Source organism: Streptomyces sp. S465, assembly GCF_026898115.1.
Lineage (GTDB): Bacteria > Actinomycetota > Actinomycetes > Streptomycetales > Streptomycetaceae > Streptomyces > Streptomyces luomodiensis.
Map to the genome: position 1 here is coordinate 5,270,392 of NZ_CP114036.1, position 22,763 is coordinate 5,293,154.

Genomic DNA, 22,763 nt, shown 5'->3' on the forward strand with positions numbered 1-22,763 from the left:
CCCGGTCCCGTTTCACTCGCGTCCCTGCGGCGCCAGCCTGGCCCAGGCCGCGAAGGCGGCGGCGACGGCCAGCAGGCCCAGGCCGATCCACAGGTTGATGCGGATGCCGTCGGCCTTGGCCACCTCGGCGGGGCTGTCGGTGAGGCCGAGGACGGTCAGGACCGCGCCGTACAGGCCGAGCAGCCCGGCGATGAGCCATCGCACGTCGAAGGTCTTTCCCGGGGTCATGGGGTTCTCTCCCTTCATACCGCGATCACCAGCCAGACGCTCAAGCCCGCCGTCAGTACCAGGATGACGCAGCCCAGCACCACCGGGGACTTCCACCACGGCTGGCGCACGGTCGCCTCATGGGCGTCCGGCGAGTCGGGGTCGGGCAGGCCCCAGACCAGGCCGGCCAGTTCGGACACCGGCTTGGGCTTGGTGACGAAGGTGACCGCGACGGTGACGACCACGTCCACGACGAAGGCGAAGAGCGCGCCGTAGAAGTTGGCCATCTGGGCGTTGATGGTGTCGTGGGAGCCGACCTGGCCGCCGGGGTAGAACCAGCCGATGTGGTAGGCGGAGAGGTGGGCCGCGGCCGCCGCGGCGGTGCCGGACAGCATGCCCCAGAAGCCCGCCCACGGGGTGACCCGCTTCCAGAACATCGCCAGCAGGAAGGTCGCGAACAGCGGCGAGTTGAAGAACGAGAACAGCAGCTGGATGTAGTTCTGGATGTTGTTGTACTCGGAGGCGACGAACGCGGCGGCGACGCTCACCGCGATGCCCGCGACCGTGGCGTAGCGCCCGGCCTTGAGGTAGTAGCGGTCGTCGCGGCCGCGCACCACGTACGGCTTCCAGATGTCGTAGGTGAAGACCGTGTTGAAGCCGGAGATGTTGGCCGCCATGCCCGCCATGAAGGCGGCGAGCAGTCCGGTGAGCGCGATGCCGAGCACGCCGTTGGGCAGGAAGCGCTGCATCATCTCGGGGATGACGTCGTTGTACGTGGGCCCGCCGGGCTTGCCCAGCTTGGGGATGATGGCCACCGCGATCATGCCGGGGACCACGGTGAACAGCGGGAGCGCCATCTTGGGGAAGGCCGCGATCAGCGGGGTGCGGCGGGCCGCGTTGAGGTCCTTGGCGGCCAGGGACCGCTGCACCTCGGCGAAGTTGGTGGTCCAGTAGCCGAAGGCGAGGACGAAGCCCTCGCCCATCGCGAGGCCGATCCAGTCGCCCAGCGGATTGGTCCAGTGGCCCGGGGTGGTGCCCTGCCAGGTGTGCAGCAGGCTGGGGTCCTGCACGGCCTCCTTGAGGCCGCTGAAGCCGCCCACGTAGTGCAGTCCGATGACCACGATCGGGATCAGCCCGGCGAGGATCACGAAGAACTGGAGCACCTCGCCGTAGATGGCGCCCGCGAGCCCGCCCAGGGTGATGTAGCCGAGCACGAAGACCGCGGACAGCAGGATGGACAGCCACAGCGGCCAGCCGATCAGCAGTTTGACGATCAGGGCCAGCGCGAAGAGGTTGACGCCCGCGAGGAGCATCTGGGCGACGGCGAAGACGACGCTGTTGAGCAGGTGCGTCTGGTTGTTGAAGCGGCGGCGCAGATACTCCGAGACGCTGTGCACCCGCGTCGAGTAGTAGAACGGCATCATCACGACGCCGAGGAAGACCATCGCGGGGATGGCGCCCAGCCAGTAGAAGTGCACCGCGGCGGCCCCGTACTGGGCGCCGTTGGCCGCGCCGCCGATGATCTCCAGGGCGCCGAGGTTGGCGGATATGAAGGCCAGGCCGGTGATCCAGGCGGGCATCGAGCGCCCGGCGAGGAAGAAGTCACCGGTGGTGTGGATGGCCCGCTTGGTGTAGACGCCGATGGCGATGATCGCGCCGAAGTAGACGGCGAGCAGGAACCAGTCGACGGCTCCGAGGTTCAGGGTGCCGGTCATCAGGCGCCCCTGACCACGAAGTCGGCGGCCGCCCGCCCGGGGGCGACCAGCCGGGCGTTGGCCTCGTCGGAGGTGAGGACGAAGCGCTCGGCCTCGTCGCGGGCCTTGCCGAACCGCTCATGGCGGTCGATGAGCCGGCGCACCCGCTCCTCGGTGTCCAGGTCGACCCACCAGCTCTCGTCCAGCAGCTCGCGTACCGGGCGCCAGGGGGCCTCGTCGAGCAGCAGGTAGTTCCCCTCGGTGATCACCAGGGGGACCTGCGGCGGTACCGGGATGGTGCCCGCGACCGGCTGCTCGAGTGCGCGGTCGAACCCCGGCGCGTACACCGTCTCCTCGGGGCGCGGCGCCCGCAGCCGCCGCAGCAGCGCGGTGTAGCCGTACGGGTCGAAGGTCTCCGGTGCGCCCTTGCGGCCGATCAGGCCGAGCCGGCGCAGTTCGACGTCGGCGAGGTGGAAGCCGTCCATCGGCACCAGGACGGCCCGGTCGGCGCCGAGGGCATCGACCAGGTACTCGGCCAGGGTGGTCTTGCCGGCCCCGGGCGGTCCGGCGATGCCGAGCAGGCGGCGGCCGCCTGCGTCGGCCAGGCGCTGAGCGCGCTCAAGGAGTTGCTGGGGAGTCATAGCGGGCGCTTTCGGCGGTTTCGGGGAGTTTACGGGACGGGGTGTGCGGACCGTCGTGCGGGATGGGGCGCTCAGACCGTCGCGCGGGCGGCCTTGAGCTGGTCGGCGATGTACGAGCGGGCGTGGGCGGCGAGGTCGGCGCCGTCGGTCCACAGGTCGCGCCAGACGGCGAGGTCGTGGGAGAGGCCGGGGGCGACGACGGCGGAGGAGAAGGACTCGAAGGTGATCGGGCCCTGGTAGCCGATGTCCGCCAGGGCGTGGAAGAAGGCGGGGAAGTCCACGGTGCCGGAGCCGAGGTAGCCGCGGTGGGACTCGCCGATGTGGACGTAGCCGAGGCGGTCGCCGCAGGCCCGGACCGGGCGGGAGAAGTCCTGCTCCTCGATGTTCATGTGGTACGTGTCCAGGTGGACCAGCACATTGGCGGCGCCGATCTCGTCGATCAGCTCCAGGCACTGCTGGGCGGTGTTGACCAGGTTGGACTCGTAGCGGTTGACGACCTCCAGGCCGAGGGTCACCCCGAGCCCGTCGGCCTCGGCGGCCAGCCTGCGCACGGCCTGGACGGCGTGCTCGCGGCCCTTGGCGGTCGGCGGGTGGCCGTACTTGCCGAGCGCGCTGTAGAGCACCCCGCCGAAGTAGTGGCCGCCCAGGTCGTGGGTGAGGTGCAGGGCCTGGCGCAGCAGCGCCTCGCCGCGGGCGGCGGTCTCCGGGTCGTCGGAGGAGACGTCGGAGTCGAAGGCGAGGCCGCGGGAGCAGGCGACGCCGAGTCCGTGTGCGGCGAACGCCTCGCGGGTGGCCCGGACATCGACGATCTCGGGGTCGTGGAGGGAGATCTCGACCAGGTCGTACCCGGCCTCGCGGCTGCGGGCGGCCGCGGTCCGGGCGCCCTCGGGGGTCCAGTCGCCGGTCCACACGAGTGCGTGCACTCCGAGGTCGTTCATGGCGATCCCTTCTCCTGCCTGCCCTTCGGGCGTGTGCTGCGTCATTGCGTGCTCGATGTTACGCATCTTTTGCGTGAAGGCAATACATAAGTTTCTTGGGTCTCGGTCGAAAAGGGAGGTACCGTGTACGCGGTACCGAACAGAGCGTGAGCAGTGGAGGACAGGGCCCAGTGACGGAGGCGGTCTCGGCAGGTCAGCCACCCCAGGCGCATCCCACGGGCCCGGGGGCGGTGCTGGCGCTCATCCGCGGCGGCCGGGCCACCACCCGCGCCCAGCTGATGGCGGCCACCGGACTCTCCCGGTCCACCATGGCCACCCGGCTGGAGGCGCTCACCGAGGCGGGCTATCTGGAGATCTCCGGCGCGGCCGACTCCACCGGCGGCCGCCCCGCCGGCTCCTTCCGGCTGCGCCCCGACTCGGGGGTGCTGCTGGTCGCCGACATCGGCGGCAGCCATGTGCACACCGCGCTCGCCGACATGGCCTGTGACGTCCTCGCCGCGCACCGCCGTGACCTCGATGTGGCCGAGGGTCCGGAGGCGGTGCTCGGTCAGGTGGCCGCCGACTTCCAGCGGCTGCTGAAGGAGGCGGGCGAGTCCGCCGACCGGGTGCGCGGGATCGGCGTCGGGGTGCCGGGCCCGGTCGAGTCGGGCACCGGCCGGGTGGTCAGCCCGCCCATCATGACCGGCTGGGACGGCTATACGGTGCCGGACTTCTTCCGCGACACCTACGACTGCCTGGTGCTGGCCGACAAGGACACCAATCTGATGGCGCTGGGCGAGCACCGGGTCAACTGGCCCGACGTCGAGCACCTGCTCTTCGTCAAGGCGGGCACCGGTATCGGCTCCGGCCTGGTCCTCGGCGGACGGCTCCACCACGGCTCCCAGGGCGCGGCCGGTGACATCGGCCACATCCCCGCCCCCGGCCTCGACGAGACCTCCCCGGACGCGCCCCTGTGCCGCTGCGGCAACTCCGGCTGCCTGGAGGCGCTGACCGGCGGCTGGGCGCTGGTGCGCGACCTCACCGCCGCCGGGCACGAGGTGGCCACCACCGACGACGTGGTGCATCTGGTCCGCTCCGGCAACGGCGACGCCGTACGGCTGCTGCGCCACGCCGGGCGCCTGCTCGGCCAGGGCGTCGCCGACGCGGTCAGCCTGCTCAACCCCTCGATCCTGGTGGTCGGCGGGGGGCTCGCGCACGCCCAGGAGCATCTGATCGCCGGTATCCGGGAGGTCACGTACCGCCGTTCGCTGCCCCTGGCCACCCGGGATCTGCGGGTCGTCCTCTCCCCGCTGGCCACCCGCGCCGGTGTCACGGGCGCGGCCCATATGGTCGCCGACGCCCTCTTCGACCCGGCGGCGGTGGACTCCCAGCTGCGGTGAGCGAGACCCGGTGTCGTGGCGTGCCGAGGACTGGCGTCCGGGGCGTGTCGAAGCCCGGTGTCCGGGGCGTGCCGAGGTTCGGTGTCCGGGGGCGCGGCCATGCGCGCACCCGGGCGAATTTCCCGGAAATCTCGGCAGAAGGCACATCCATTGGGCGGCCTCGCGCGTCACATGAGGGAGCGGCCCTGTTATGTGGCCGCAGGCCAGGGGCATATGGAGATATTCACGTTGAAAACCGGCATGAAGGGTCTACGTCGCGTATCCGCGGTCGCGATCACCGCTGGAGCCGTGCTGACAGCGGGGGCGTTCACCGCCTCCGCGCAGGCCGCGACGACCGCTACTCCCACGATCACCGCCAAGGGCGGGTTCGTGATGAACAACGGCACCGGAAAGAGCCTGTTCACCAAGGCCGCGGACACCCGCCGTTCCACCGGCTCCACCACCAAGATCATGACCGCTCGGGTGGTGCTCGCGCAGCCGAACCTCAACCTGGACGCCAAGGTCACGATCCAGAAGGCGTACAGCGACTACATCGTCGACAACAACTGGGCCTCCTCGGCCAAGCTGATCGTCGGCGACAAGGTCACCGTCCGCCAGCTGCTCTACGGGCTGATGCTGCCGTCCGGCTGTGACGCGGCGTACGCCCTGGCGGACAAGTTCGGCACCGGCTCGACCCGGGCCGCGCGGGTGAAGTCGTTCATCGGCAAGATGAACACCACCGCCAAGTCGCTCGGGCTGACGAACACCCACTTCGACTCGTTCGACGGCATCGGGCACGGCGCGAACTACTCGACGCCGCGCGATCTGACCAAGCTCGCGAGCAACGCGATGAAGTACTCCACGTTCCGCACGGTCGTGAAGACCAAGTCGACGAAGCAGAAGGTGACCACGAAGAACGGCGGCTACCGCTACATGTCGTGGACCAACACCAACCCCCTGCTGAGCGGCTACTCGGGCACCATCGGCGTCAAGACCGGCTCGGGCCCGGAGGCCAAGTACTGCCTGGTCTTCGCCGCCACCCGGAACGGCAAGACGGTCATCGGCACGGTCCTCGCCTCCTCCTCGGTGGACAACCGCACGGCGGACGCGAAGAAGCTGCTGAACTACGGCTTCAGCAAGTAGGCCGGCCGGCTCGTCGCACGCCACGGGGCCTGTCCCCGCGACCGTCACCCAAGGTCGCGGGGACAGGCCCCGATCGTGTTTCCGGGCGGCTCAGCTCACCGCGTTCCACTCACCGCGGTCCAGGAGTGCGCCACGTCCACCACGACATGCCCGTCCGTCCGCAAGACCCGGAACGGCAGCCGTGCGCGCACCCCGAGGCCGATCTGGGTCTCGCCCTCGAAGCTGGCGCCGAAGCGGGTGTCCCGGAAGGTCTGGTAGCCGGTGACGTCCACCCCCGGCAGCGGCTCGCGGGCCCGCCCCGGATACGACTCCGCTCCGCTTCCCGGGTCATAGCTCGGCGCGGCCACGCGGATCTCCAGGATCGCCGCGCCGTCGACCGGGATCTCCTCGCCCGAGCCGTCCTGGTGGAGGGTGTCCACGTATCCCACGCGGTATCCGACGCGATCGGCGGCCGTGGCGCCCGGCACGTCGAACACGATGCGGTCGAAGCATGCGTGCCGGCCGGTCCTGATGTTCGCCAGCGGTGCGTGGCCGGCCGGCTCGGCCGTCTTCTCGCCGCTGCCCCAGCCGGTCGCACAGGCCGCCGCCGTGGCCGTGGCGGTGGTCGTGGCCGGTGTGACGGCCCCCGCCGTCCCCGCCGTCGCCGCCAGCGCGCCGCCCGCGAGCACCGTCGCCGCGAGTGCGGTCCCCCACCGTCGCATGGTCAAGCCCCCAATGTGTTGGTTGATGACGTTCGTTGATGACGTTCCTTGATGACAAGGGATGCACGGGGTTGGACGGACTGGGACGGTGAGCGGTTGTCCCGGTCCGGGAAATGTGTCGTGAATGCTACGTGCGCGGCGGTACGCCTGGCGCGTTCTCGGGGGGTTATCCCCCGGACGGGGCGGCCGGTTGCCCGGATGGGAACGGCAGACCGGTGCGACAAGGCTGGTGCCCATGAGACTGACGACCGGCAGAACCGCCGCTCTGGCCCTCGCCACCGCCGCCACCGCCTCCCTCCTCGGCACCGCCTCCGCCGCGGACGCGACCCCGGGATCGCCGACCGACCCGACCGCCACCGCGCTCAGCTGGGGGGCCTGTGCGGGCACCGGACTCGACCCCCGGCAGGAGTGCGCCACGCTGAAGGTGCCGCTGGACTACCGCGACCCCGGCGGCAAGCGGATCTCCCTCGCCGTCTCCCGCGTCCCCAGCGAGCGGCCGGGGGCCCGCCGGGGCACGCTGCTGCTGATCCCGGGCGGCCCGGGGTCGCCCGGCCTGGACCGGCCCACCACGTACGGCAAGCGGCTGCCGCGGTCGGTGCGGGACGCGTACGACATCGTCAGCTTCGACCCGCGCGGCCTGGGGCAGTCCACGCACGCCGGATGCGATCTGGACCCCGCCGATCTGTCGTTGCTCGCCTCCCGCCCCTGGCCCGCCCCCGGCGGGGACATCACCCAGAACGTCACCACCGGCCGCCGCATCGCCGACACCTGCGCCCGCAACGGCGGTGAGCTGCTGCGCAGCCTCAGCACTGTCAACGAGGCGCGGGACATCGACAGCATCCGCCGGGCGCTCGGCGAGCGGAAACTGTCCGCGTGGGGAGTCTCCTACGGGACGTACGTGGGCTCCGTCTACGCGCAGCTGTTCCCCGAGCACACCGACCGCTGGGTGCTGGACAGCAATGACGATCCGGACCCGGAGCGGGTGGAGCGCGGCTGGCTCGCCAACTACGCCGTCGGCGTCGAGGACACCTTCCCCGACTTCGCCGCCTGGGCCTCCGCCCCCGACAGCCCCGTCCGGCTCGCCGACACCCCCGACGGGGTGCGCCGCCGGGTCCTGGACCTCGCCGCCCGGCTGGACGCGAAGCCGCTGCCGTGGCCCGGCGCCAACCCGCCCGAGCTGAACGGCAATATGCTCCGCCAGAGCATGCTGAGCGCCCTGTACTCCCCGGACAACTTCGAGGGCCTGGCCGAGCTGATCGTCGACGCGGACGCCGGCGAGGCGCCCGCCGCGGCACCGGCCGACCCCACCCAGGACGTGGCGGCCGTGTCCCTGGCGACCATCTGCAACGACGTGGAATGGCCCACGTCCCTGTCCCGGTACGCGCGGGACGTCGCCGCCAGCCGTAAGAGCCACCCGCTGACCGTCGGCATGCCGGTGAACGTCACCCCGTGCGCGTTCTGGCACGACGCTCCGCGGGACAAGCCGGTGCGCATCACCGACCGGGGCCCGTCGAACGTTCTGCTGGTGCAGAACACCCGCGATGTGGCCACCCCGTACAGCGGGGCGCTCAATCTGCGGCGCGCCTTCGGCGACCGGGCCCGGATGGTCAGCGTGGACGCGATGGGGCACGGCGCGGCCTATGCGGTGAACAACGGCAGCGCCTGCGCGGACCGGCGGGTGACGGACTTCCTGCTGACCGGTGCGCGGCCCAAGCACGATGTGCTGTGCCGCTGACGCCGACGTACGCCAAGCGCCCCGCCCCCTCTCGCGGGGGCGGGGCGCTGGGGCGCTTCACATACGGAGGCTCAGAGGCGCTCGGGGGTGCGGATGCCCAGCAGGGCCATGCCCTGCCGCAGCGTCCGCGCCGTGATGTCGCACAGGAAGAGGCGGTTCTCCACCTGGGCCGGGCCGCCCTCCGCCTTCAGGACCGGGCACTGGTCGTAGAAGGTCGTGTAGAGCGAGGCCAGCTGGTACAGATACCCGGCCAGCTTGTGCGGCTCGAACCCCGCGGCCACTTCCCGCAGCGTCTCCCCGAACTGGTCGAGGTGCAGGCCCAGCGCCCGCTCGGCCGGGGCCAGCGGCAGCTCGGGGTGGGCCAGCGGCCGCTGGTCCTCCCCGGCGCGGCGCAGGATCGACTGGATCCGGGCGTACGCGTACTGGAGGTAGACCGAGGTGTCGCCGTTGAGCGAGACCATCTGGTCGAGGTCGAACTTGTAGTCACGCGACGCGGAGGTGGACAGGTCCGCGTACTTCACCGCGCCGATGCCGACCTGGGCGCCGCGCTCGAGGATCTCCTCCTCGGTGAGGCCGAGCTTCTCGCTCTTCTCCCGGACCACGGCCGCCGCCCGCTCGGTCGCCTCGTCCAGCAGGTCCTCCAGCCGCACCGTCTCGCCCGCGCGGGTCTTGAACGGCTTGCCGTCCTTGCCCAGGACCGTGCCGAAGGCGAGCTGCACGGCGTGCACCCGGTCATTGAGCCAGCCGATCCGGCGGGCGGTCTCGAAGACCATCTTGAAGTGCAGCGACTGCCGGGCGTCCACGACATACAGCAGGGTGTCGGCCTTCAGGTTTCCCACCCGGTCGCGGATCGCGGACAGGTCGGTGGCGGCATAGCCGAAGCCGCCGTCGGACTTTTGGACGATCAGCGGCACCGGGTTGCCCTCGGGACCCTTGATGTCGTCGAAGAAGACGCACAGGGCGCCCTCGGAGCGGACGGCGACGCCGGACTCCTCCAGCAGCCGGCAGGTCTCGGCCAGCATGTCGTTGTAACCCGACTCGCCGACCACGTCGGGGTCGTGGATCTCGATGTCGAGCTTGTCGAAGACCGAGTAGAAGTAGATCTTCGACTCGTCCACGAACCTCCGCCACAGGGCGATGGTCTCCTCGTCGCCCGCCTGGAGGTCCACCACGCGCCGCCGGGACCGCTCCTTGAACTCCGGGTCGGAGTCGAAGAGCGCCCGCGCCGCCTTGTAGAGCCGGTTCAGATTGGACATGGCCTCCTCACCGGAGGCGCCGTCCTTGTGGTCCAGCTCATGCGGGTGCTCGATCAGATACTGGATGAGCATGCCGAACTGGGTGCCCCAGTCGCCGATGTGGTGGCGGCGGATCACCTTCTCGCCCGCGAACTCCAGGATCCGCACCACCGCGTCGCCGATCACCGCCGAGCGCAGATGGCCGACGTGCATCTCCTTGGCCACGTTCGGCTGGGCGTAGTCGATCACCGTGGTGCCGGGCGCCTGCGCGTGCGGCACGCCGAGGCGGTCGTCGGCGGCGCGGGCGGCGAGGGTCGCGGTGATCGCGGAGTCGGCGATCGTGATGTTGAGGAAGCCGGGGCCGGAGACCTCGATGTCCGCGATCACCGGATCGGGGTCGGCCGAGGTGGCGGCGACCGGCAGGTGTGCCACCACCTTCGAGGCCAGCTCGCGGGGGTTTCCCTTGAGCTTCTTGGCCAGCGCCAGCATCCCGTTGGCCTGGAAGTCGGCCCGGTCGCTTCGTCGCAGCAGCGGGTCCGCGGAGCCGGCCTCCGGCAGGGCGGCCGAGAGGGCGTCCGCGAGGCGCTGGTGGACCGAAGCGGCGAGAGAGGGGACCGAAGCCATGGGTGAGGTGCCATTCCGATAGTGGTGGTATGGGCAAACCCAGTATTTCACGGCGGGTCCAACGCTTTTCCTGGCCTGTGGACAACCTGGGGGACCTGTGGGTAACTCCGGAGGAGCCCCTTCCGTCTGGGACAATGGGCGTGCCATGACCGCAAGGAAGGAAGTGCCGACCGTGGCTCAGAGCACCGAGACCGACTGGGTCTCCCGATTCGCCGACGAGGTCATTGCCGAGGCGGAGCGCCGCGCCCCCGGCAAACCGATCGTCTGCGCCTCGGGCCTCAGCCCGTCCGGCCCGATCCACCTCGGCAATCTGCGCGAGGTCATGACCCCGCACCTGGTCGCCGACGAGATCCGGCGCCGCGGCTATGAATGCGTCCACATCCTGTCCTGGGACGACTACGACCGGTATCGCAAGGTTCCGGCCGGTATCGACCCGTCCTGGTCCGAGCACATCGGCAAGCCGCTGACCTCGGTCCCCGCCCCGCCCGGATCCACGTACCCGAACTGGGCGGAGCACTTCAAGGCGCCGATGATCGAGGCGCTGCGCCAGCTGGGCATCGAGTTCCACGGCATCAGCCAGACGGAGAAGTACACCTCGGGCGCGTACCGCGAGCAGATCCTGCACGCGATGCGCCACCGCCGGGAGATCGACGCCGTCCTGGACCGGTACCGCACCAAGGACAAGCCGGGCGCGAAGAAGCCGGCCAAGCAGCAGCAGAAGCCGGTCGACGAGGCCGAGCTGGCCGCCGCCGAGGGCTCGGGCGCGGCCGCCGAGGACGACGGCAGCGCGGGCGCCGCGGGCTACTACCCGTACAAGCCGTACTGCTCGGTCTGCGAGCGCGATCTGACCACGGTGACCTCGTACGACGACGAGACCACCGAGCTGGCCTACACGTGCGTGTGCGGCCACGGCGAGACGGTCCTGCTCAGCGAGCACAACCGGGGCAAGCTGGTCTGGAAGGTCGACTGGCCGATGCGCTGGGCGTACGAGGGCGTGGTCTTCGAGCCCTCGGGCGTCGACCACTCCTCGCCGGGCTCGTCCTATGTGGTCGGCGGCCAGATCGTCCGCGAGGTCTTCGGCGGGCAGCAGCCCATCGGCCCGATGTACGCCTTCGTGGGCATCAGCGGCATGGCCAAGATGTCCTCCTCCAAGGGCGGTGTGCCCACCCCGGCCGACGCCCTGGAGATCATGGAGGCGCCACTGCTGCGCTGGCTGTACGCCCGCCGCCGGCCCAACCAGTCCTTCAAGATCGCCTTCGACCAGGAGATCCAGCGGACCTACGACGAGTGGGACGCGCTGGAGCGGAAGATCACCGAGTCCACGGCCCAGCCCGCGGACGCGGCCGCGTACAGCCGTGCCACCCGCACCGCCGCGGGCGAGCTGCCGAGCACCCCGCGCCCGCTGCCGTACCGCACGCTGGCCTCGGTGGTCGACATCACCACCGGCCATGACGAGCAGACGCTGCGCATCCTCAGCGAGCTCGACCCCGACAACCCGGTGAAGTCCCTGGAGGAGACCCGGCCCCGGCTCGACAAGGCCGAGCGCTGGATCACCACCCAGGTCCCGGCCGACCAGCGCACCCGGGTCCGGGACGAGCCGGACGCGGAGCGGCTGGCCGCGCTGGGCGAGACCGAGCGGGAGTCGCTGCGGCTGCTGCTCGACGGCCTGGACGACCACTGGTCGCTGGACGGGCTCACCACGCTGGTCTACGGGGTGCCCAAGATCCAGGCTGGGCTGTCGCCGGACGCCAAGCCGACGCCGGAGCTGAAGGTCGCCCAGCGGTCGTTCTTCGCGCTGCTCTACACCCTGCTGGTCGGGCGGGACACCGGCCCCCGGCTGCCCACGCTGCTGCTGGCGGTGGGGGCGGACCGGGTGCGCAAGCTGCTCGCGGCCTGACCCTGCCGCTCCCGGGCGCCGGGCGGGTGGCCTCACGGCCTCCGCCCGGCGTCCCGTTCCCGGTTCCTTACGTTCCTTACGGGATGGCTTCCGCTTCCCTCTCCAGGCGGACGCGCTCCTTGAAGTCATCGACGTACGCGGCCAGCTCGCTGTTGCTGAGGTCGCTCACGCCGTACGTCTCCCGCAGCCGCTGCCCGAACTGGTACGCCGAGGGGTACCGGCTGTGGTCGGCGAGGAACTGGCGGAAGGTGGCGTAGTAGACCTCCTCGCGCGGGACGTCGTCCGGCAGCTGGTTCAGCGGCTGCCCCGGCTGCTCCTCGTACGCGTACCGCTCGGGCTCGCGCTGTTCCGGTACGTACACGCCCTGCTGGCCTCCCACGCCCTCACCGCCGAGCGGTCGCACCCGGCCGCCGGGCCCGACCGGCACGGTCAGCTGATGCTGCTGGGCCTGCTCGGACAGCTGGGGCTCGGGCTGGAGCTCGGGCCGCGGCTCGGGCCGTTCCTGCTCCACGGCCTGCTGGTCCTGCCGCGGGTCCTGCGGGGCCTGCGGCTCCTGCGGGGCCTGCGGCGGAGTCGGCTGTTCGGGGTGGGCGGCGGCCGGCGCCGGGGTGAAGGGCACGGCGCTCCGGCCGTCATGGCCCTGCCCGGCGGGCTGCTGGTACACCGGCAGCGGCAGTGAGAGCGGCAGCTCCTGCGACTGGGGCTGCTGGGGCTGCTGCGGCGCGGCGGCGGGGCCGGTGCCGTTGACCCCGGCCGGGCCTCCGGGCGTGCCGTACGGGCCCGGCTGCGCCCCCGGATAGGCGCCCTGCGCCCCCGGCCCCGGATGGGCGCCCTGTGGCCCCGCCGCGTCCGCCGAGCCTTTCCGGCCCGAGGGAAGCGCGGCCGGTGACACCGCGGACGGCTCCAGCCCGGCCGCCGCCAGCCCGGCCGGGGCGGTGTCCGCCAGCGGCACCCCGTACCGCGCCAGCCGAAGCGGCATCAGGGACTCCACGGGCGCCTTACGGCGCCAGGACCGCCCGTAGCGGGCCCGCAGCCGGGCCTGGTAGACCAGCCGGTCCTGCTCCAGCCGGATGACCTCCTCGTAACTGCGCAGCTCCCACAGCTTCATCCGGCGCCACAGCCGGAAGGTGGGCACCGGCGCGAGCAGCCAGCGGGCGATGCGGACCGACTCCATGTGCCGGTCGGCGGTGATGTCGGCGATCCGGCCGACCGCGTGCCGGGCGGCCTCCACGGAGACGACGAAGAGGATCGGGATCACGGCGTGCATCCCGACACCGACCGGGTCCGGCCAGGCGGCCGCGCCGTTGAAGGCGATGGTGGCCGCGGTCAGCAGCCAGGCGGTCTGGCGCAGCAGCGGGAAGGGGATGCGGATCCAGGTGAGCAGCAGATCCAGCGCGAGCAGGACCACGATCCCCGCGTCGATGCCGATCGGGAAGACGTTGGCGAATGCGCCGAATCCCTTGTCGAGGGCGAGATCGCGCACTGCGGCGTAGGAACCGGCGAAGCCGATCCCGGCGATCACCACCGCCCCGGTGACGACCACCCCGGCCAGTATTCGGTGCATCCGTGTCAGTTGCATCGCGGCCACCCGCGACCCCTCCCCGTCCTCGGCAACAGCCGCCACAGCGTCGCATACACGTCAAGGCCCGTGGGCGGGAAGGGGGGGCGTATCGGACGGTCAGGCGCCGCTCCCGGCGCCCTTCGTGACGGAGCCGACAACCTCCTTGGCGGCGGACTTGGCGTCCTTGAGCAGGTCGGCGGCGTCCGGCGTCTTGGCGGTCTCATAGCCGGCGCCGTCGTATTCGAGGGTGATGACGACATTGGCGGTGCGGGCCACGACCGTCTGGTCGCGGAAGTCGTCGCCGTCCTTCTTCTCCTTGGTGCTGACCGTGGTCGCCTCGTCGCCGATGCCCGCGACCTTCTCGGTCTTGGGGTCGGTCACCTTGCCGGCCGTGGCGGCCTTGCTCGCCTGCTGGGCGGCGTACTCCCCGGCGCGCCGGTCGCCGGAGCCGAGCTGCGCGTCGGAGTGGAACAGCTTGAGGGAGACGGTCAGCGAGCGGTAGTCGAACCCGTCCAGGCCGCTCCACAGGCAGCTGGCGGACGTGTTGGTGTCGGCCGAGGGAAGGGCCTTGCCCTTCTTGGCCTTCGCCTTGGGAACGATCTTGTCGATCGTCTTCCCGGAGAGCGTGGAGCACACATCGGGCAGCTTGCTGAACTTCGCGGCCGCGATGGTGGGTGAAGCGCTGGGCGAGCTGGATCTCGCCGACCCCTCGGTGTTCTTCTTGTCCTCGCTGTCCGAGCCGGAGGAGCAGCCGGCGACGAGCACCACCGGTACGGTCGCGCAGGCGAGTATTCGGGCGAGTCGCGGGGCTGAACGGTGCATGGGTCCTTCGCTCATTCTCTGTCGTTGGGCGGACGTACCGCCCGCGTCATTAGTCGGCACGGTACGCGGCCCATGCGCGGGCGTCCCAATTTCCGAGGTCTTCGCGGGTTATGGACGGGGTGTTCGCGAGGGTGGCGAGGGCCCGCTATTCGTTGAGGCGACCGGTCAGTTCATCGGCCAAGTCCTGTGCGTTTTCCTGGAGTTCCTGGCTGCTGGGAATGTGCTTCTTGTCGGTCGCCCACTGGTCGTACTCAATGGTGGCAATCACATTCGAGGACCGGAACACCAGCGTGATGTCGCGGTGGATCCCCGAGTCCTTGGTGATCAGCTGGTCGTTGAGAAAGGCGTCGTCACCGAGGTCGTCCAGCCGACGCGGCGCGGTGTTCGCCGAGGCGGTGTCGCTTTGGTCACTTCCGCCGCTCGCATCGGACCCCGCCGACGGACTTCCGGAGCTCTTGTCGCCCTTGTCCCCGTTGTCTCCCTCGTCTTCCTTGCCGCCCTTGGGGCTTTTGCCGGGTTCGTCGGAGTTCGAACCGGGGGAGGAGGAGCCGTTGTCGCCTTCGCTCTGCGAGCTGGAGGAGGAGGACGAGGGGGTGTTCGTGGCGTCCGGGATGTGGGCGGCGGCGGCCTTCTTCTCGTAGGTCTCCGTGGCCTCGTCGTCATCGCTGACCGAGGGGTCGTACGAGACCACGCGCTGGAAGTCGATCGTCAGATAGCGCGTCCCGCTCGCCGTCTCCATCTTCCAGCGGCAGCCGTCCCGCCGGTCTATGTCATAGGTCACGGCGGCCTGGCCGTCATACGCCTTGTCGTCCTGGTCGGCGCCGGGCAGCAGGGTCTGGAGGGTTTTGCGGCTGACCGCGCCGCATGCCTCGGGCAGGGTGCGATAACGGCCGGGCTCGGCCGAGACGGCCGTCCCGGAGTCGCCGGAGGCGCCGTTGTCCGTGCCGGGAGATGCGTCGGAGCCGGTGCATCCGCCGATTCCCGCGGCGGCGAGCACGGTGATGAGCACGGCGACGGCCGGGGTGGCCCGCCGTCCGTACGCCCTTCGCTGCGCTGGCTGCACTGTCCGTGTCCCTTCGAGCGACGGAAAACTGCTTGCCGCCCGCAGGCGGTGGCTGGACACAATGTCTACCGCACGCACTGCCGTGCCTGCCGGTCGCCCGCCATCTATGAGGCTTTGGCCCGGCTTTTGCGTTTTCTGTCTTTTGCGGGGGAATGAGTACGTCATGTCGTATGTCGAGGTGCCTGGCGCCCAGGTGCCGATCCGGATGTGGACCGACCCTTCGACGGTCGAGGGCGTGGCCATGCAGCAGCTGCGGAATGTCGCCACACTGCCGTGGATCAAGGGCCTCGCCGTGATGCCGGACGTGCACTACGGGAAGGGCGCCACGGTCGGCTCGGTGATCGCGATGGAGGGCGCGGTGTGCCCGGCGGCGGTCGGTGTGGACATCGGCTGCGGGATGTCGGCCGTCAAGACGTCGCTGACCGCCGACGACCTTCCGGGGGATCTTTCGCGGCTGCGGTCCCGGATCGAGCGGGCGATCCCGGTGGGGCGTGGGATGCACAACGACCCGGTGGACCCGGCGCGGCTGCACGCGTTTCCGACGGCCGGGTGGGACGACTTCTGGAGCCGGTTCGGGGGAGTGGCCGAAGCGGTCAGGTTCCGTCAGGAGCGGGCCGTCAAGCAGATGGGTTCGCTCGGATCCGGTAACCACTTCATCGAGTTCTGTCTCGATGACGAGGGTTCGGTCTGGCTGATGCTGCACTCCGGCTCCCGCAACATCGGCAAGGAGCTGGCCGAATACCACATCGGCGAGGCCCGGAGGCTGCCGCACAACCAGGACCTGATCGACCGCGACCTGGCCGTCTTCATCGCGGACACCCCGCAGATGGCGGCGTACCGGCACGATCTCTACTGGGCGCAGGAGTACGCGAAGTACAACCGCGCGATCATGATGGCGCTCTTCCAGGACGTGGTGCGCAAGGAGTTCACCAAGGCCCGGCCGGTCTTCGAGCCTGTCATCAGCTGCCACCACAACTATGTCGCCGAGGAGCGCTACGAGGGCATGGACCTCCTCGTGACCCGTAAGGGCGCCATCCGCGCGGGGAGCGGGGACTACGGGATCATCCCCGGCTCGATGGGCACCGGCTCGTACATCGTGCGGGGTCTGGGGAACGAGGCGTCGTTCAACTCGGCTTCGCACGGCGCGGGCCGGAAGATGAGCCGTAACGCGGCGAAGAAGCGCTTCTCCACCCGGGATCTGGAGGAGCAGACGCGGGGTGTGGAGTGCCGTAAGGACTCCGGCGTCGTGGACGAGATCCCGGGGGCGTACAAGCCGATCGAGAAGGTCATCGACCAGCAGCGGGACCTCGTCGAGGTGGTGGCGAGGCTCAAGCAGGTCGTCTGCGTGAAGGGCTAGAAGTCATGAAGGGCTGACCGGTCGGCCCCGCTCGTGTGGCGGAGCCGGCCGGTCGGCCCTTGCCGTACCCGGACTCAGCGCTCGCGGTGGACCTTGTGCTGCGCGGCCTGGGCCCGCGGGCGGATGACCATCATGTCGATGTTCACATGCGAGGGGCGGGTGACCGCCCACTCGACCGTGTCGGCCACGTCGTCGGCCGTCAGCGGCTCGGCCACGCCCTCGTAGACGGCCGCGGCCTGGGACTCGTCGCCGCGGTAGCGGTTCACCGCGAACTCGTCGGTCTTGACCATGCCCGGGGCGATCTCGATCACCCGCACCGGTTCCCCGCACAGCTCCAGGCGCAGGGTGGCCGCGATGGCGTGGGCGCCGTGCTTGGCCGCCACGTAACCGCCGCCGCCCTCGTACGCCACATGGCCCGCCGTGGAGGACAGCACGACGATCGTGCCGTCACCGGAGGCGGTGAGGGCGGGCAGCAGCGCCTGGGTCACTTGCAGCACGCCCACCACGTTGACCTCGTACATCGCCCGCCAGTCGGCCGGGTCGGCGGTGGCGACGCTCTCGGTGCCGATCGCGCCGCCCGCGTTGTTCACCAGGACGTCGCAGCGGTCCAGACCGGCGGCGAAGCTCTCCACGGCGGCACGGTCGGTGACGTCCAGGACGTACGCCTCGGCTTCGTGCCCCGCCTCGGTCAGCTCCGCGGCAAGCGCTTCCACGCGATCCTTACGGCGGGCGGCGAGGACGACGCGGAATCCGGCGGCCGCCAGGCGGCGCGCGGTCGCGGCTCCGATCCCGCTGCTCGCGCCGGTGATGACTGCGGTACGGGTGGTCATCGACCCTCCTAAGACGACGTGGCGCAGACGGTCCCGTGTGCGCGTGATCCATACGCAGGATATGACGGCCTGATTTACGTCCAACCGGGGGACTGAAGATAGGAATCCGCTAAGCGGACTTGGGCTCGGGGAAGGGTGCACTGCGTCCGGCGCGGCGCCGGTAGTTGGAGCACCCATGCCCAAGGAGTGAATTCAGGTAATGACCCAGCAGAACAGATTCCTTCAGCGGTCTCGTCGTTCTTTCCGGCGTTGGGGCGTGGCCTCAGCGGGCGCCATCGCGGCGGCGGCTCTGGTCACCGGTGCTCCGGGAACCGCATGGGCCGCGAGCAGCACCCCCGGTCCGCACACGGCCCCGAGCAACCCGTGCCACCAGGACCGGGCGCACGGTGACAACAAGGCGCACCAGGAGAACGGCCGCCACGACGAGAACAACGGCAAGGACGCCCACGGCCGCCAGGACGAGAAGGGTGGCAAGGACGCCCACGGTCGCCACGAGGAGAATGGCGGCAAGGACACGCACGGCCGCCAGGACGAGAATGGCGGCAAGGACACCCACGGCCGCCACGAGGAAAACAGCGGCAAGGACACCCACGGCCGTTACGACGAGAACTCGCGCCAGGACGAGAACTCGCGCCAGGATGAGAACTCGCGCCAGGACGAGAACTCGCGCCAGGACGAGAACTCCCGCCAGGACGAGAACGGCAGCGACGACGAGAACAGCCGTCGTGACGACAACGGGAGCCAGGAGGACAACGCGCGCCAGGAGAACAACGACCGGCGCGATGACCACGGGCGCAAGGACAGCGCCAACAGCTACTCCAAGAACCAGCAGTACGGGCACGGCTACCAGCAGCGCGGTGTGGCGCTCGCCGAGCAGGCCGTCCAGCCGTACGTGGCGGCCGTTTCCGCCGCGATGTCCGAGGGCGGCCGTGCCGTCCGGCCCGTCAGCGCTCCCGTCCACCAGGACGACCAGGAGCGTCACGACCAGGAGCGTCACGACCAGGAGCGTCACGACCAGGAGCGTCACGACCAGGAGCGCCACGACCAGGAGCGTCACGACCAGGAGCGCCACGACCAGGAGCGTCACGACCAGGAGCACCAGGAGCACCAGGCGCGCCACGACCAGGAGCGCCAGGAGCACAAGGAGCACAAGGAGTCCCAGCAGTCCAAGGCTCACCAGGACCAGAAGCAGAGGGGCCTGGTGACGATCGCCGAGGCGATCGAGATCGCCGAGTGCGAGGTCAGCGGCCAGGTCATCAGCGCCGAGCTGGAGGACTGCCCCGAGGACGACTCACAGCACGAGGGCAAGGGCAAGCACCAGGACGAGCGCAAGCAGGACCGCAAGGACGACCACCGCAAGGACGACCACCGCAAGGACGACGACCGCAAGAACCGGCACCAGCAGGAGGTCAAGCAGGTCTGGGTCGTGGAGGTCGAGTGCGACGGCACCGTCACGACGGTCTACATCGACCCGGAGACCGGCTGCGTCCTTGGCACGGAGCAGGAGCAGGACGACGACCACGGCAAGGGCGATCACGGCAAGGGCGACCACGCCAAGCACGGCAAGCAGGGCGGCCACGGCGACCGTGACGGCAAGGGCGGCTACGGCCGGTCGGCGGTCACCGCCTAGGCATGTACATGATCACGGCGACGCCGGCCAGACAGATGAGCGCTCCGATGACATCGAAGCGGTCTGGCCGGTAGCCGTCGGCGACCATGCCCCAGGCGAGCGATCCGGCGACGAAAACGCCGCCGTAGGCCGCGAGGATGCGGCCGAACTCCGCGTCCGGCTGGAGCGTGGCCACGAAGCCGTAGGCGCCCAGGGCGATGAGCCCGGCGCCGATCCAGACCCATCCCCTGTGCTCACGCACGCCCTGCCAGACGAGCCAGGCACCTCCGATCTCCAGGAGCGCGGCCACGGCGAACAGAGCGACGGAACGTGCGGTGAGCATGGGGGAAGGGTACGGCCCGGCCGTGCGCGAACGAGGGGCCTGCTCCCGGCGTTCAGCGCGGTGCTACGGCTCCGGCCGGCCAGGGCGTCCGCACCCGCGTGAGACGTTCCGGTCTCACGGCCACACCAGGCAGTACGGCTGGTGTCCCGCCTCATGCAGCCGGTGGCTGAAGTCCTGCCATTCGTGCAGCAGTTGATACACCCTGAAGGCGTCCCGGGGGCCGCCGCGGTCGGGCACCGTGGACCAGATGAAGGCCGCGGCGCCCACGGCCTCCTCGCCCACGCCGCGCAGCGGATCGACGGCGGTCATCGGGAGTTTGACGACGGCGTAGTCCGGGTGGAGGACGACCAGTTCGAGCGGGGGCACCTTGTGGAGCGGGACGCCCTCGATGCCGGTGAGGACCATCGCCGCGACCGTCTCGGGCTTGATCTTGGTGAACATGCCGTGGCCGAGCTCATCGCCGCCGAGCTCCTCGGGGCGCATGGAGATGGGGACCCTGGCCGCGGTGGCGCCATCGGGCGCACCGAAGTACTTGTAGGTCACCCCCATGCGGCCCCCGCTCCTGCCTGCTCTGCCCGCCTCGTCCCGCCGATGGCGTCCGGGCCGGGCACGCTCGGGGCCTCGGTCGTCAGTCCCTTCACCCAGTTCGCCACCGCGATGCATATCTCCACCCGACCACTCGCGGCCATCACCGCGCAACCCGATCTCTGTGAGAGAGACCCTCCCCCGCGCTCGGGCTGTGAAACGCCCGGCCGCAGGACTCCGTCGGCCTCTGACAACATGGCTTGCGTGAGCTATCCGTACGCAGCCCCAGTTTCGCAGACGCTTTTCGATCGCGCGGCCGCCGTGACGCCCGGGGGCGTGAACTCTCCGGTGCGGGCGTTCCGCGCCGTGGGAGGTACGCCCCGGTTCATGGTGTCCGGTGACGGTCCGTACCTCACCGACGCCGACGGTCGCGAGTACGTGGACCTCGTGTGCTCATGGGGGCCGATGATCCTCGGCCACTCCCATCCCGAGGTCACCGCGGCCGTGCAGGCCGCCGTCGTTCGCGGTACCTCGTTCGGTACGCCGGGCGAGGGCGAGGTCGAGCTCGCCGAGGAGATCGTGGCGCGGGTCGCCCCCGTCGAGCAGGTGCGCCTGGTGTCGTCCGGTACCGAGGCGACGATGTCGGCGATCCGGCTGGCCCGCGGGTTCACCGGACGCTCGAAGGTGATCAAGTTCGCCGGTTGCTACCACGGGCATGTGGACGCCCTGCTGGCCGCGGCCGGGTCCGGGGTGGCGACCTTCGCGCTGCCGGACACTCCGGGGGTCACGGGGGCACAGGCGGGGGAGACCCTGGTGCTGCCGTACAACGACCTGGAGGCGGTCCGGGCGGCCTTCGCCGCACACCCCGGGGAGATCGCCTGTGTGATCACCGAGGCGTCACCGGGCAACATGGGCGTGGTGCCGCCGCTGCCCGGGTACAACGCGGGCCTCAAGCAGCTGTGCGCCGACCACGGCGCGCTCTACATCTCCGACGAGGTCATGACCGGCTTCCGGGTCTCCATGGCCGGGTGGTACGGGCTGGACGGTGTCGAGCCGGACCTGATGACCTTCGGCAAGGTCATGGGCGGCGGCTTCCCGGCCGCGGCCTTCGGCGGGCGCGCGGACGTCATGGAGCGCCTGGCTCCGGCCGGACCGGTCTACCAGGCGGGCACGCTCTCCGGGAACCCGGTCGCCACGGCCGCGGGCGTCGCGCAGCTGCGGCTGCTGGACGAGGCGGCGTACGCACAGGTCGACGCGGTCTCCGAGCGGCTGCGGGCGATGGTGACGGAGGCGCTGTCCAAGGAGGGCGTGGCGCACCGGGTGCAGAACGCGGGCAGCATGTTCTCGGTCTTCTTCACCGACGCCGAGGTCACCGACTACGAGCGGGCCAAGGCGCAGGAGGCGTTCCGGTTCACCGCCTTCTTCCACTCGATGCTGGCGCAGGGCGTCTACCTCCCGCCGTCCGCCTTCGAGACGTGGTTCGTCTCCACGGCGCATGACGAGCGGGCGCTGGAGCGGGTGGCGGCGGCTCTGCCGGGGGCGGCGCGGGCCGCCGCCGAGGCCACTGAATGATGGATGACATGACACAGAGCGAGAACGACATCACCGTCGTCCATGTGATGCGCCATGGCGAGGTGCACAACCCGGAGGGCGTGCTGTACGGCAGGCTGCCCGGCTATCACCTCTCCGACCTGGGGCGCCGGATGGCCGACCGGGTCGCCGAGCACCTCGCCGACCGTGACATCACCCATGTGGTCGCCTCCCCGCTGGAGCGGGCGCAGGAGACGGCGGCGCCGATCGCCAAGGCACACGGCCTGGACGTGGCCTCGGACGAGCGGCTGATCGAGGCGGGGAACGTCTTCCAGGGCAAGACCTTCGGCGTTGGCGACGGCGCACTGCGCAAACCGGCCAACTGGCGCCATCTCACCAACCCCTTTCGCCCGTCCTGGGGCGAGCCCTACGTCGACCAGGTGGTGCGGATGATGGCGGCGCTGGGCCGGGCGCGGGACGCCGCGCGCGGGCACGAGGCGGTGTGTGTCAGCCATCAGCTGCCCATCTGGATCGTGCGCAGCTTCGTGGAGCGCCGGCGGCTGTGGCACGACCCGCGCAAGCGGCAGTGCACGCTGGCCAGCCTCACCAGCTTCACCTACCGCGGGGACAGGATCGTGTCGGTGGGCTACAGCGAACCGGCCCTTGATCTGGTCCCGGCCCATCTGCGCGCGGGCGCCCGGCCGGTGAAGGGGGCCGCCAAGGGCTACGGGGCATGACCGGCCCACGGCCGTGGTGCGTCTGAACGGCGTGTGGCGCCTCTGAACGGGCGCGGTGCGTCTGAACGGGCGCGGTGCGTCTGAACGAGCGTGGTGCCTCTGAACGGCGCGCGACGGGGCGGCGAATGAGGGGGCGGAGGAAATGTCTCCACCGTGTAATTGACCTCGTTCCCGCGGAACCCCGCTATTCGCCTCGCCATCTCCAGGGTTGTC

The 22,763-nt window shown here is 70.5% G+C and carries 20 protein-coding genes; 8 read left to right on the forward strand and 12 right to left on the reverse strand.

The window, feature by feature from the left end:
• Positions 1-12: 12 nt before the first annotated feature.
• The 4 genes from N6H00_RS22310 to N6H00_RS22325 all read right to left on the reverse strand — a co-directional run bounded on the left by N6H00_RS22310 (position 13) and on the right by N6H00_RS22325 (position 3,480).
• A complete protein-coding gene (locus N6H00_RS22310) occupies positions 13-228 on the reverse strand; it encodes a hypothetical protein (protein ID WP_268973592.1) in 216 nt (71 codons plus the stop codon).
• Between the two features lie 14 nt (positions 229-242).
• Positions 243-1,922: a sodium:solute symporter family protein gene (locus N6H00_RS22315; protein WP_268973593.1), complete on the reverse strand. Its 1,680-nt coding sequence runs from the start codon at positions 1,920-1,922 to the stop codon at positions 243-245.
• Positions 1,922-2,542, reverse strand: coding sequence for a nucleoside/nucleotide kinase family protein (locus tag N6H00_RS22320; protein WP_268973594.1), 621 nt, complete (start codon positions 2,540-2,542; stop codon positions 1,922-1,924). Before N6H00_RS22320 ends, N6H00_RS22315 begins: the two co-directional genes overlap by 1 nt.
• A 71-nt stretch (positions 2,543-2,613) precedes the next feature.
• The gene (locus N6H00_RS22325; RefSeq protein ID WP_268973595.1) at positions 2,614-3,480 is read right to left on the reverse strand and encodes a sugar phosphate isomerase/epimerase family protein; all 867 of its coding nucleotides are present in this window, start codon (positions 3,478-3,480) and stop codon (positions 2,614-2,616) included.
• Positions 3,481-3,626: 146 nt separating this feature from the next.
• Here N6H00_RS22325 and N6H00_RS22330 point away from each other — a divergent pair, with 146 nt between their 5' ends.
• Together N6H00_RS22330 and N6H00_RS22335 are read left to right on the forward strand one after the other, a co-directional pair.
• Entirely contained in the window at positions 3,627-4,859 is a 1,233-nt protein-coding gene (locus N6H00_RS22330) for an ROK family transcriptional regulator (protein ID WP_268973596.1), read from the forward strand.
• Positions 4,860-5,099: 240 nt separating this feature from the next.
• Positions 5,100-5,981 (forward strand): D-alanyl-D-alanine carboxypeptidase family protein, encoded by an 882-nt coding sequence (locus N6H00_RS22335; RefSeq protein WP_268973597.1) that lies wholly within the window; start codon positions 5,100-5,102, stop codon positions 5,979-5,981.
• A 95-nt stretch (positions 5,982-6,076) separates the two neighbouring features.
• On the opposite strand, the gene N6H00_RS22340 is transcribed toward N6H00_RS22335, so the two are convergent.
• Positions 6,077-6,682 carry an AMIN-like domain-containing (lipo)protein gene (locus N6H00_RS22340; protein WP_268977072.1) on the reverse strand — a complete coding sequence of 202 codons (606 nt, stop codon included), beginning with the start codon at positions 6,680-6,682 and terminating at the stop codon, positions 6,077-6,079.
• Positions 6,683-6,917: 235 nt separating this feature from the next.
• On the opposite strand from N6H00_RS22340, the gene N6H00_RS22345 reads away from it, so the two are divergent.
• Positions 6,918-8,417 carry an alpha/beta hydrolase gene (locus tag N6H00_RS22345; RefSeq protein ID WP_268973598.1) on the forward strand — a complete coding sequence of 500 codons (1,500 nt, stop codon included), beginning with the start codon at positions 6,918-6,920 and terminating at the stop codon, positions 8,415-8,417.
• A 71-nt stretch (positions 8,418-8,488) separates the two neighbouring features.
• Here N6H00_RS22345 and argS read toward each other — a convergent pair whose 3' ends face one another.
• Positions 8,489-10,276, reverse strand: coding sequence for an arginine--tRNA ligase (argS, locus tag N6H00_RS22350; protein WP_268973600.1), 1,788 nt, complete (start codon positions 10,274-10,276; stop codon positions 8,489-8,491).
• A 145-nt stretch (positions 10,277-10,421) separates the two neighbouring features.
• On the opposite strand from argS, the gene lysS reads away from it, so the two are divergent.
• A complete protein-coding gene (gene lysS, locus N6H00_RS22355; RefSeq protein WP_268973601.1) occupies positions 10,422-12,173 on the forward strand; it encodes a lysine--tRNA ligase in 1,752 nt (583 codons plus the stop codon).
• Positions 12,174-12,249: 76 nt separating this feature from the next.
• On the opposite strand, the gene N6H00_RS22360 is transcribed toward lysS, so the two are convergent.
• From N6H00_RS22360 to N6H00_RS22370, 3 genes are all read right to left on the reverse strand, one after another.
• Entirely contained in the window at positions 12,250-13,752 is a 1,503-nt protein-coding gene (locus tag N6H00_RS22360) for a DUF2637 domain-containing protein (protein ID WP_268973602.1), read from the reverse strand.
• A gap of 99 nt (positions 13,753-13,851) precedes the next feature.
• The gene (locus tag N6H00_RS22365) at positions 13,852-14,556 is read right to left on the reverse strand and encodes a hypothetical protein (protein WP_268973603.1); all 705 of its coding nucleotides are present in this window, start codon (positions 14,554-14,556) and stop codon (positions 13,852-13,854) included.
• Between the two features lie 145 nt (positions 14,557-14,701).
• Positions 14,702-15,619 (reverse strand): DUF3558 domain-containing protein, encoded by a 918-nt coding sequence (locus tag N6H00_RS22370; RefSeq protein ID WP_268973604.1) that lies wholly within the window; start codon positions 15,617-15,619, stop codon positions 14,702-14,704.
• Between the two features lie 163 nt (positions 15,620-15,782).
• On the opposite strand from N6H00_RS22370, the gene N6H00_RS22375 reads away from it, so the two are divergent.
• Positions 15,783-16,976 (forward strand): RtcB family protein, encoded by a 1,194-nt coding sequence (locus N6H00_RS22375; protein ID WP_268973605.1) that lies wholly within the window; start codon positions 15,783-15,785, stop codon positions 16,974-16,976.
• Between the two features lie 74 nt (positions 16,977-17,050).
• Here the strand turns inward: N6H00_RS22375 and N6H00_RS22380 are convergent, their stop codons facing one another.
• Positions 17,051-17,806, reverse strand: a complete 756-nt coding sequence (locus N6H00_RS22380) for an SDR family NAD(P)-dependent oxidoreductase (protein WP_268973606.1) — start codon at positions 17,804-17,806, stop codon at positions 17,051-17,053.
• A 256-nt stretch (positions 17,807-18,062) separates the two neighbouring features.
• On the opposite strand from N6H00_RS22380, the gene N6H00_RS22385 reads away from it, so the two are divergent.
• On the forward strand, positions 18,063-19,436 hold the full coding sequence (locus N6H00_RS22385) for a PepSY domain-containing protein (protein ID WP_268973607.1): 1,374 nt from the start codon (positions 18,063-18,065) through the stop codon (positions 19,434-19,436).
• Here the strand turns inward: N6H00_RS22385 and N6H00_RS22390 are convergent.
• A complete protein-coding gene (locus N6H00_RS22390; RefSeq protein WP_268973608.1) occupies positions 19,426-19,758 on the reverse strand; it encodes a YnfA family protein in 333 nt (110 codons plus the stop codon). The two genes, N6H00_RS22385 and N6H00_RS22390, sit on opposite strands and share 11 nt — an antisense overlap.
• Before the next feature lie 114 nt (positions 19,759-19,872).
• Positions 19,873-20,421: a hypothetical protein gene (locus N6H00_RS22395; RefSeq protein WP_268973609.1), complete on the reverse strand. Its 549-nt coding sequence runs from the start codon at positions 20,419-20,421 to the stop codon at positions 19,873-19,875.
• Positions 20,422-20,538: 117 nt separating this feature from the next.
• Here N6H00_RS22395 and hemL point away from each other — a divergent pair, with 117 nt between their 5' ends.
• Together hemL and N6H00_RS22405 are read left to right on the forward strand one after the other, a co-directional pair.
• The gene (hemL, locus tag N6H00_RS22400; RefSeq protein WP_268973610.1) at positions 20,539-21,855 is read left to right on the forward strand and encodes a glutamate-1-semialdehyde 2,1-aminomutase; all 1,317 of its coding nucleotides are present in this window, start codon (positions 20,539-20,541) and stop codon (positions 21,853-21,855) included.
• Between the two features lie 8 nt (positions 21,856-21,863).
• On the forward strand, positions 21,864-22,550 hold the full coding sequence (locus N6H00_RS22405; RefSeq protein ID WP_268973611.1) for a histidine phosphatase family protein: 687 nt from the start codon (positions 21,864-21,866) through the stop codon (positions 22,548-22,550).
• Positions 22,551-22,763 lie beyond the last annotated feature (213 nt).

Coding starts and splice junctions, on each gene's coding strand:
- N6H00_RS22310 (WP_268973592.1), bottom strand. CDS start 228: ATGACCCCGGGAAAGACCTTCGACGTGCGATGGCTCATCGCCGGGCTG.
- N6H00_RS22315 (WP_268973593.1), bottom strand. CDS start 1,922: ATGACCGGCACCCTGAACCTCGGAGCCGTCGACTGGTTCCTGCTCGCC.
- N6H00_RS22320 (WP_268973594.1), bottom strand. CDS start 2,542: ATGACTCCCCAGCAACTCCTTGAGCGCGCTCAGCGCCTGGCCGACGCA.
- N6H00_RS22325 (WP_268973595.1), bottom strand. CDS start 3,480: ATGAACGACCTCGGAGTGCACGCACTCGTGTGGACCGGCGACTGGACC.
- N6H00_RS22335 (WP_268973597.1), top strand. CDS start 5,100: ATGAAGGGTCTACGTCGCGTATCCGCGGTCGCGATCACCGCTGGAGCC.
- N6H00_RS22340 (WP_268977072.1), bottom strand. CDS start 6,682: ATGCGACGGTGGGGGACCGCACTCGCGGCGACGGTGCTCGCGGGCGGC.
- N6H00_RS22345 (WP_268973598.1), top strand. CDS start 6,918: ATGAGACTGACGACCGGCAGAACCGCCGCTCTGGCCCTCGCCACCGCC.
- argS (WP_268973600.1), bottom strand. CDS start 10,276: ATGGCTTCGGTCCCCTCTCTCGCCGCTTCGGTCCACCAGCGCCTCGCG.
- lysS (WP_268973601.1), top strand. CDS start 10,422: ATGACCGCAAGGAAGGAAGTGCCGACCGTGGCTCAGAGCACCGAGACC.
- N6H00_RS22360 (WP_268973602.1), bottom strand. CDS start 13,752: ATGCAACTGACACGGATGCACCGAATACTGGCCGGGGTGGTCGTCACC.
- N6H00_RS22365 (WP_268973603.1), bottom strand. CDS start 14,556: ATGCACCGTTCAGCCCCGCGACTCGCCCGAATACTCGCCTGCGCGACC.
- N6H00_RS22375 (WP_268973605.1), top strand. CDS start 15,783: ATGTCGTATGTCGAGGTGCCTGGCGCCCAGGTGCCGATCCGGATGTGG.
- N6H00_RS22380 (WP_268973606.1), bottom strand. CDS start 17,806: ATGACCACCCGTACCGCAGTCATCACCGGCGCGAGCAGCGGGATCGGA.
- N6H00_RS22390 (WP_268973608.1), bottom strand. CDS start 19,758: ATGCTCACCGCACGTTCCGTCGCTCTGTTCGCCGTGGCCGCGCTCCTG.
- N6H00_RS22395 (WP_268973609.1), bottom strand. CDS start 20,421: ATGCATCGCGGTGGCGAACTGGGTGAAGGGACTGACGACCGAGGCCCC.
- hemL (WP_268973610.1), top strand. CDS start 20,539: ATGGCTTGCGTGAGCTATCCGTACGCAGCCCCAGTTTCGCAGACGCTT.
- N6H00_RS22405 (WP_268973611.1), top strand. CDS start 21,864: ATGACACAGAGCGAGAACGACATCACCGTCGTCCATGTGATGCGCCAT.